This window comes from Actinoplanes sp. NPDC023714 (genome assembly GCF_040639855.1).
In the GTDB taxonomy this organism is placed as follows: domain Bacteria; phylum Actinomycetota; class Actinomycetes; order Mycobacteriales; family Micromonosporaceae; genus Actinoplanes.
Genome location: NZ_JBFAAR010000004.1, coordinates 25,855 through 33,842 on the forward strand (window position 1 = coordinate 25,855; position 7,988 = coordinate 33,842).

At 65.7% G+C, this 7,988-nt stretch carries 7 protein-coding genes and 1 other RNA gene; 7 read left to right on the forward strand and 1 reads right to left on the reverse strand.

The window, feature by feature from the left end:
• Nucleotides 1–55 precede the first annotated feature (55 nt).
• The 6 genes from AB0G10_RS19445 to AB0G10_RS19470 all read left to right on the forward strand — a co-directional run bounded on the left by AB0G10_RS19445 (nt 56) and on the right by AB0G10_RS19470 (nt 6,068).
• The gene (locus AB0G10_RS19445; RefSeq protein WP_360923144.1) at nt 56–1,336 is read left to right on the forward strand and encodes a glycoside hydrolase family 18 protein; all 1,281 of its coding nucleotides are present in this window, start codon (nt 56–58) and stop codon (nt 1,334–1,336) included.
• Between the two features lie 119 nt (nt 1,337–1,455).
• Complete coding sequence (locus AB0G10_RS19450; protein WP_360923147.1) at nt 1,456–1,665, forward strand: DUF3311 domain-containing protein; 210 nt, start codon at nt 1,456–1,458, stop codon at nt 1,663–1,665.
• Entirely contained in the window at nt 1,662–3,311 is a 1,650-nt protein-coding gene (mctP, locus tag AB0G10_RS19455) for a monocarboxylate uptake permease MctP (RefSeq protein WP_360923150.1), read from the forward strand. The genes AB0G10_RS19450 and mctP overlap by 4 nt, the downstream gene beginning before the upstream one ends.
• Nucleotides 3,312–3,432: 121 nt before the next feature.
• Nucleotides 3,433–4,137, forward strand: a complete 705-nt coding sequence (locus tag AB0G10_RS19460) for a hypothetical protein (protein ID WP_360923153.1) — start codon at nt 3,433–3,435, stop codon at nt 4,135–4,137.
• Nucleotides 4,138–4,193: 56 nt separating this feature from the next.
• Nucleotides 4,194–4,600, forward strand: an RNA gene (rnpB, locus tag AB0G10_RS19465) — RNase P RNA component class A.
• Nucleotides 4,601–5,231: 631 nt separating this feature from the next.
• Complete coding sequence (locus AB0G10_RS19470) at nt 5,232–6,068, forward strand: hypothetical protein (protein WP_360923156.1); 837 nt, start codon at nt 5,232–5,234, stop codon at nt 6,066–6,068.
• Nucleotides 6,069–6,253: 185 nt separating this feature from the next.
• Here the strand turns inward: AB0G10_RS19470 and AB0G10_RS19475 are convergent, their stop codons facing one another.
• On the reverse strand, nt 6,254–6,490 hold the full coding sequence (locus tag AB0G10_RS19475; protein ID WP_360923159.1) for a hypothetical protein: 237 nt from the start codon (nt 6,488–6,490) through the stop codon (nt 6,254–6,256).
• A gap of 542 nt (nt 6,491–7,032) precedes the next feature.
• On the opposite strand from AB0G10_RS19475, the gene AB0G10_RS19480 reads away from it, so the two are divergent.
• Nucleotides 7,033–7,587 (forward strand): tyrosine-type recombinase/integrase, encoded by a 555-nt coding sequence (locus tag AB0G10_RS19480; protein ID WP_360923162.1) that lies wholly within the window; start codon nt 7,033–7,035, stop codon nt 7,585–7,587.
• Nucleotides 7,588–7,988 lie beyond the last annotated feature (401 nt).

A 7,988-nucleotide genomic window follows, 5' to 3' on the forward strand; every position in this document is an offset into this window, starting at 1 on the left:
ACGTTTAGCTTCCTCGATTAGGAAACTTTCTTCAACGTTTCGCCCTGGAGGGCACATGCGCGGTTTATCCCGTCGCCTCGTCGCCGTGGCGGCCGCCGCCGCGTCCGTCGTGGCCGCGGCACCGTCCCCCGCACAGGCTCACACCTCATCGGCCAAGAAGGTCGCCTACTTCACGCAGTGGGGGATCTACGGCCGGGACTTCCAGCTCGCCGACGTCCAGACCTCCGGCGCGGCGGCGCGGCTGACCCATATCAACTACGCGTTCGGCCCGGTCACCGCGGACGGCGTCTGCGCCTCGGCCGACCCGTGGGCGGACTGGCAGACCTCGTTCTCCGCGGAGAACAGCGTGGACGGCGTCGCCGACGTGGCCGGCCAGCCGATCGCCGGCAACCTGAACCAGCTCGCCGAGCTCAAGAAGAAGAACCCGGGCCTGCGGCCGCTGATCTCGCTGGGCGGGTGGACCGGGTCGGCGTACTTCTCCGACGCGGTGCTCACCGACGCGTCGCGCAAGAAGCTCGTCAGCTCCTGCATCGACCTCTGGATCAAGGGCAACCTGCCGGGACTCGCGCCCGGTGCCGCGGCCGGCATCTTCGACGGCATCGACCTGGACTGGGAGTGGCCGGGATCCTCGGGGAATGCCGGAAATGTCATTAGAGAAGAAGACAAGCGTAACTTTACGTTGCTTGTCGCCGAATTCCGGTCACAGTTGGACAAGCTTGGTCGCGCAAATCGGAAAAAGTACGATTTGACAGCCTTCATTCCAGCCTCGCCCGCGAAGATCGACGCCGGGTTCGAGGTCTCGAAGATCTTCAAGTACCTCGACTTCGGCACGGTGCAGGGCTACGACTTCCACGGCACGTGGGAGGCGACGACGAACCAGCAGTCCGCGCTGCGGGTGCCCGCGGGCGCCCCGGACAACCCGGACTTCTCGGTCGAGAACACGATCAACGCCTGGCTCACCCGCGGGGCGCCGAAGAAGAAGCTCGTGCTCGGCGTGCCCTACTACGGCCAGGGCTGGACCGGGGTGAGCGGCGGCGGGGACGGCCTGTTCCAGCCGGCCACCGGGCCCGCGCCGAGCGTGTTCGGCGGGGGCACCGAGGATTACAAGACCCTCAAGAACCTGCCGAAGCAGGGCTACACCGTGCACCGCGACCTGCGGAACGGGCACGCCTGGCTCTTCGACGGGACGACCTTCTGGACGTACGACGACCCGGCCGTGCTGCTGCAGAAGTCGCTCTACATCCGGGCCAAGGGGCTCGGCGGCGCGATGATGTGGTCGCTCGACGGTGACGACGCGAAGGCCTCGCTCACGAAGGCCATCACCGCCGCACTGTGATCTCCCGGGCCGGGGTGCGCCGTTCGGCGCATCCCGGCCCTCTTTCGGCGCATGGGGGATCGCCCGATCGACGGATGTCTCGTTAACGTGACTGGAATCACTGTCGACGGGAGAAGCGCATGGACCGTCCTCGCACCGATAGAAGCCGCTGGAACTGGCTGCTGCTCATCCCCATCGTGGTGCCGCTGCTGACGTTCCTCTACAACCACGACGAGCCCCGGCTCGCCGGATTCCCGATGTTCTACTGGCTCCAGTTCGCCTTCATCCTGCTCGGCGTCGGCACGACCACGCTGGTCTACCGGATGACCAAGAAGCGGGGCGGGCAATGAGAGACCACCTCACCGAGATCATCATCTTCACTTTCCTGTTCCTGCTGGTCAGCGGGATGGGGTTCGTGGCGTCGCGGTGGCGGGCGCCGAAGGACATGGCCCACCTCGACGAGTGGGGCCTGGGTGGGCGCAGCTTCGGCGGGTGGATCACCTGGTTCCTCGTCGGCGGGGACCTCTACACGGCGTACACGTTCGTCGCCGTACCCGCGCTGATCTTCGGCGCCGGCGCCGCCGGATTCTTCGCGGTGCCCTACACGATCATCATCTACCCGCTGTTCTTCCTGATCCTGATCCGGCTCTGGTCGGTGTCGCACCGGCACGGCTTCGTCACGCCCGCCGACTTCGTCCGCAGCCGGTTCGACTCGCCGACGCTCGCGCTGGTCGTCGCGATCACCGGGATCGTGGCGACGATGCCGTACATCGCCTTGCAGCTCGTCGGGATCGAGGCGGTCCTCAAGACGATGGGCGTCACCGGGGACAGCGCGCTCGCCCGGCACCTGCCGATCATCATCGCGTTCGCGATCCTGGCGGCCTACACCTACCAGTCCGGCCTGCGGGCGCCCGCGCTGATCGCGTTCGTGAAGGACACCCTCATCTACATCGTCATCCTGGTGGCGGTGCTGTGGCTGCCGTACAAGCTGGGCGGCTGGGGTGCGATCTTCGACGCCGCGGACGCCAAGTTCCAGGCCTCGCCGTCACCGAACGACGGGATCCTGCTGAACGCCAACAACCAGGTGCAGTACTTCACCCTGGCGCTCGGCTCGGCCCTCGCGCTGTTCCTCTACCCGCACAGCATCACCGGGGTGCTGGCCAGCAAGAACCGCGACGTGATCAAGCGGAACATGTCGGCGCTGCCGGCGTACAGCTTCCTGCTCGGCCTGATCGCCCTGCTCGGCTACATGGCCATCGCGGCGGGGATCAAGCCGCTGCCCGGCGCCAACCCGGGCTCGGTGGACAGCAATACCGTGGTGCCGCTCCTCTTCGACCAGCAGTTCCCGTCCTGGTTCACCGGCGTCGCCTTCGCCGCGATCGGCATCGGCGCCCTGGTGCCCGCCGCGATCATGTCGATCGCCGCGGCGAACCTCTTCACCCGCAACATTTACAAGGAGTACCTGCGCAAGGACGCCACGCACGCCCAGGAGGCCTCGGTCGCCAAGATCACCTCGCTGGTCGTGAAGATCGGCGCGGTGGCCTGCATCGTCTTCCTCGACCCGCAGTTCTCCATCGACCTGCAGCTCATCGGCGGCGTGATCATCCTGCAGACCGCGCCCGCCGTGGTCCTCGGGCTCTACACCCGGTGGCTGCACCGGGGCGCGCTCGTGGCGGGCTGGGCGGCCGGCATGGCGCTCGGCTTCTGGATGCTCTGGCAGATCCCGAACGCGGCGACCGGCCGGGCACACTTCGGCGGCTCGGCGTTCCCGCTGTCCGAGTTCGGCTTCGACTCGACGAAGACGATCTACGTCGGGTTCGTCGCGGTGATCGTCAACGCCGTGGTCGCGGTTCTCGTGACATTGATCCTGCGAGCATTGAAGACCCCTCAGGGTACGGATCACACGGCGCCCGACGACTACTTCGCCGACGAGGGCGACCCGCGGATCGAGAAGCACCGGGACGAGACGACGATCGACACGGTCTCCTCGACCTGATCGTCGCGGCCGGCTCCCATCTCGGGAGCCGGCCTTCGCGAATCGGAGCTTCGCTCGCGTCTCTTCCGGTAGCGTCTGTCCCAAGAGTCGCCTTTGTCTCCCCAAGGTGGTCCCGTTACCGATGATGACCCTGACGCAGCAGTTCGCCGAGGAGTATGCGAAGGGCGCCGTCCCCGGCATGCTCAGGGCCATCCGCACCATCAAGCGGGCCAACAACCTGATCCTGATCGGCGCGCTGGCGGCCAGCTACCTGCACCAGGCCCACTTCCTGGTCTCGCTGGGCGCCGGCATGTTCGCCTGGATCGTCCCCGCCGTCTTCGACCTGGCGATGCTCTCCATGCTGACCGTCAGCCAGACACCCGGCATGGCCCTCGACGCCAAACGGGCAGCCATGAAGATCCTCGCCGTGGTGGTCGTCATCTCGGCGGCCGTGAACTTCGCCGCCCCCGGCCCGCTCGGCCTGCGCGTCATCTTCGCCCTCGTGGTGGGCCTGGTGGCCGGCGTCGAATGGGTGGCCGCCAAAATCCGCCCCGACTTCGCCGCGATCGAGGCCCGCGAGGTCGAGGCCACCGCCGACATGCGCCCCAACCGCCGCCTCGACCCCGAGGTCGCGAAGGCCCGTGCCGCGAAGGCCGCCGCAACCCGCCGAGCCAACCAGCAGGCCGCCGCCAAGTCCGCGCGCGCGGCCGAGGAAGCGGCCCGAGCCCGCGCCACGAAGGCGGCGGAGAGGGCCCGGGCCCGCTCCGAACAGGCCGAGCTCGACCAGATGCTGAACCAGACCCGCGTCATGTACACCGAGGAGGTAGGCGCCCACCGGGCGTCCTGACCAACCCCGCGCGGCCGGCGGCAGCTCCCCAACACGTAACATTGCGGGGCGACGGACGAGTCGGCTGGGCGGTCGCGTCGGTGCCTCAGGGCGCCGCCGAGGAACGTCCGGACTCCGCAGAGCAGGGTGGTTGTTAACGGCAACCCGGGGCGACCCGCGGGAAAGTGCCACAGAAAACAGACCGCCGGCCCGTGCTCAGGCACGGCGCCGGTAAGGGTGAAACGGTGAGGTAAGAGCTCACCAGCACCCCGGGTGACCGGGGTGGCTCGGTAAACCCCACCCGGAGCAAGGCCAAGCAAGGCCGCTGCCGCAAGGCGGCGACCGGCGCAGGCGTTCGAGGGCTGCTCGCCCGAGCCTGCGGGTAGGCTGCTCGAGCCTGCCGGCAACGGCAGGCCTAGATGGATGGCCGCCACCGGGGCCAAGGTCCCGGCCACAGAATCCGGCGTACAGGCCGACTCGTCCGCCGCCCTCAAGGTCGCGATCGTGGGGGCGGCGCTGACCTCTGCATATATATAGGCGCTGATGGTCAACGCTGGCCAACGCTGGTCGGCATCTGATGGCCCCAGGATGGCCCCATGGCCCCATGAACTTGAGTCACGACCTAGTCATGGGTCTCGGTGACGATTGGTCGGCCGCGACTTAGCCCGCGACCGAGGGATTAGCTGCGATGCGGTCGGATGCGGTTGTATACGCTGCTCCGTGGCTCCTTGAGATCTTGCACCGAGTTTTCGGTTCAGTGTGTTGCAGTACTGTACTGCTGTACTGCTTACACGTCCCTCTTGTACGGTCCGACGATGTACGGGTGTCACTTTCTCGCTGCGGTGTCGGCAGTATCAGAGTCAGCACTCCATCGCCTGGTAGTCCCGCAAACACCTACACCCTCGGTTCCCTCCGGCGAGGCGGACCCATCGGGATACTTCGGACCAGAATTCTGGGAACGCTTCTTTACCTCAGCCGGCTTCGGCGGTGTGATGGCTGTAGCGGCAGCCGTCATCGCAGCAACGATCGCTCATCGCACTCTAAAGCATACAAAAAGACGGGACGAAGACGAACGATGGTGGGATACCCTGACTTGGGTATATGACCGGACTGTCGTGGAGAAGGAAAAGCGCACTCCCCTGCCGCAGACCATCACCCTATCTATGCTCAGCGCCCTCAACAAAAGCGTTACCGCCAAAGAGAAGGATCGCCTACAGGGGCAGGCGATCAGCTCCATTCTAGGCATGTTCGAAGGTCCATCCCTTAAGACGGACGACTCGCAACAGGGAGAAGGATCCGGCACTCACAACGACGGTTCCGGATCTTCGACTAGCGAGAAGCCGGACGCGAACCCTTGGGACAGCACGGGAAAGAGGGGCAACGACCCTGAGCAGACGCCAGAGGAACCCACTGAGGCGGCCGATGTTGGGTTCAAGCTCAATGAGCCCGGAATCGCCGCACTGGTGCGAGATCTCCGTAATGACCTATCCAGCAAGGGCTTTGATGCGCCGCAAAGCCCATTGAATCCCGCCCTGGTTTATGAGTACGAGGTCATGACCGCTCTCAAAGAGATTGCCAAGAAGGAAGGAGCCATCTTAGGGCGCCACGACGCCGATTTCGGAATCGACGCCATGATTTCGCGCCCACCTTTTGTGGCGTTTGTTCTTATTAAGTGGTTGCGCGGCGCGAGCGCAATGAATAGAAAGTCTGAGCTAGTCAAAAACATTAAACGGATACGCGCGACATATCCGAGCGTTCCCCTATTAATAGTTTCCAACTCCCCCGTCGTCGCCGAAAGTGCCGCAATCTTAGAAAGTCGGGATATTGCGGATCCCATCACCCGCTTGGCGACCTGGAGGGACAGTAGAGACGACCGGAAATTGCGCGAATCCGTTAAAATCGTCTTACCGAATAACGATCCCCCTACCGTTCAAGCACAACAGGACGCGTGATGGTGACCTGAGGGCTTGTGAACGGCATGACCGCGTGGCGCCAACTTAATCTTTCGCCGACCCACACACCGTGGAACGGGCCTAGGTCGTCGGTGGGCGGCATGACCCGAAGCCTCGGTCGCGATCCCCTCGATGCGAACTCGTGGCGGCTCGGTTGGATCAAGCCGCGCACGAGGCCAGGGGGCCTATTGCGGTGCGATGGAGTCGGGCTCGGTGTCGTCGGCTGCTGTACTTTGCTGCTGTACTTGCGGGGGCGATTCAAGCGCGGTCAGCCGGGCCTCCTGCTCGGTCACAACAGCCTGCAGGAGTCCTATGAGCCTGCGCAGATCGTTGTGCTCCTTGTCGCGGAAGGTCCTTCTCTTCCGACGATCGCTAAAGTCTGCGGCTGCTGCGGTGAAAGCGTCGAAAGCAGGGCTGGCCATGCTCGTGACCATAGGCTGATCCCGTTCAGCCTGAACGTCATATCGAGCGCTACCCACATCCGCTCCGTCTCTCACCGCACCCAACCCCCAGGTCCATCGCCGCCGTGAGTCAGCACACCGTGGTGTACAGAGGCCCCCGCTGGTCAAGATGCAGCCCCCAACCGGAGGAACGATCTTGACCAGCGGGGGCCTCTGTGCTCGGCTCCGCCCTGGCTCACGGCGGCGATGGACCTCACCCGCAACCACTCGACCAACCTGGCGCCGGCGCACCTGCCCTTCGCCCATCGCTGTCGTAGATCCCGCCGGAGGCATCCGAGCTTCGCCCTGGCCCTCATCCGCTGCGGCGGCTGGCCGGCGGCCGGGCGGGGTGGGGCCCCTCTGGGGTGGCGCGCCCGGCCGCCGGCCGGGCCGCGCGCCGCGGGGTGGGCGGCGCCTTGATCTAAGTACAGGAGAATTCGGCAACAAGTCCCGATCTGCCGCTGGTCGGACTGCGTGACCTTCTCGGCGGCGGCTGCGGTGCTCGGCAGGGTGAGATCTTCGGGGTGGCGCCCGACGACTTCGACAGCGGGTGGCTCACCATCCGCCGCCAGGTCAAGCGGGTGCGCTCCCGGCTCGTGTTCGGGCTTCCCAAGAACGACAAGGAACGCCAGACCTTGCTCCCGGCCTCGGTGGGCCGCGAGATCCAGGCGCACATGGCGGAGTTCGAACCGGTACCGGTCACGCTGCCCTGGGAGGATCCGTTCCGCGGCGAGCCGACCACGGTCAAGCTGGTCTTCACGACCAGCCGGCGCGGGGCGCTCAACCGCACGACCTTCAACAGGCTGTGCTGGCATCCGGCGCTGGCCGCCGCCGGACTCGAGCAGACCCGCGCCAACGGCATGCACGCACTCCGCCACCTGTTCGCCTCGACGCTGCTCGACGCCGGCGAGAACATCCGCGCCATCTCCGAATGGCTGGGTCACTCCGACCCGGCGTTCACCCTGCGCGTCTACACCCACCTGATGCAGTCCAGCCAGGGCCGCGCCCGGACCGCGCTCGATCACATGATGGGCCTGCTGATGGCCCGGCCATGGCCCCACGGGCAGGATGGGCAATGAAACGCCTGGTCAGACCGCATGTGCTACCCAGAATCCGGCGTACAGGCCGACTCGTCCGCCGTCCTCAAGGCCACGGCCACTAGGGTGCCGCTGAACTGTGCTTATCCATGGGCGTCATTGGTTATCGCTGGGTGGCATTTGATGACCCCACGGCCCTGAGATGGCCCCAAGAGTCCCTCATCTCAGTGATCCATAAGACGGAGTGCGAGTCGTACACTAGTGCGACTGACCCATGGGAGGATCAAATGGCGTTGCTGAGCGAAGCATTCGATTCAGGAACTCGCCTAGCCGAAGGAAAGATGCGCGCCCGCGTCGGCGAGATGGACCTCTCCGAGCTCGACGGGGTCGCCGAGTCGATCCTCTCCAGCCCACAGACCCGTCGCCTGGCCCAAGAAGCCATG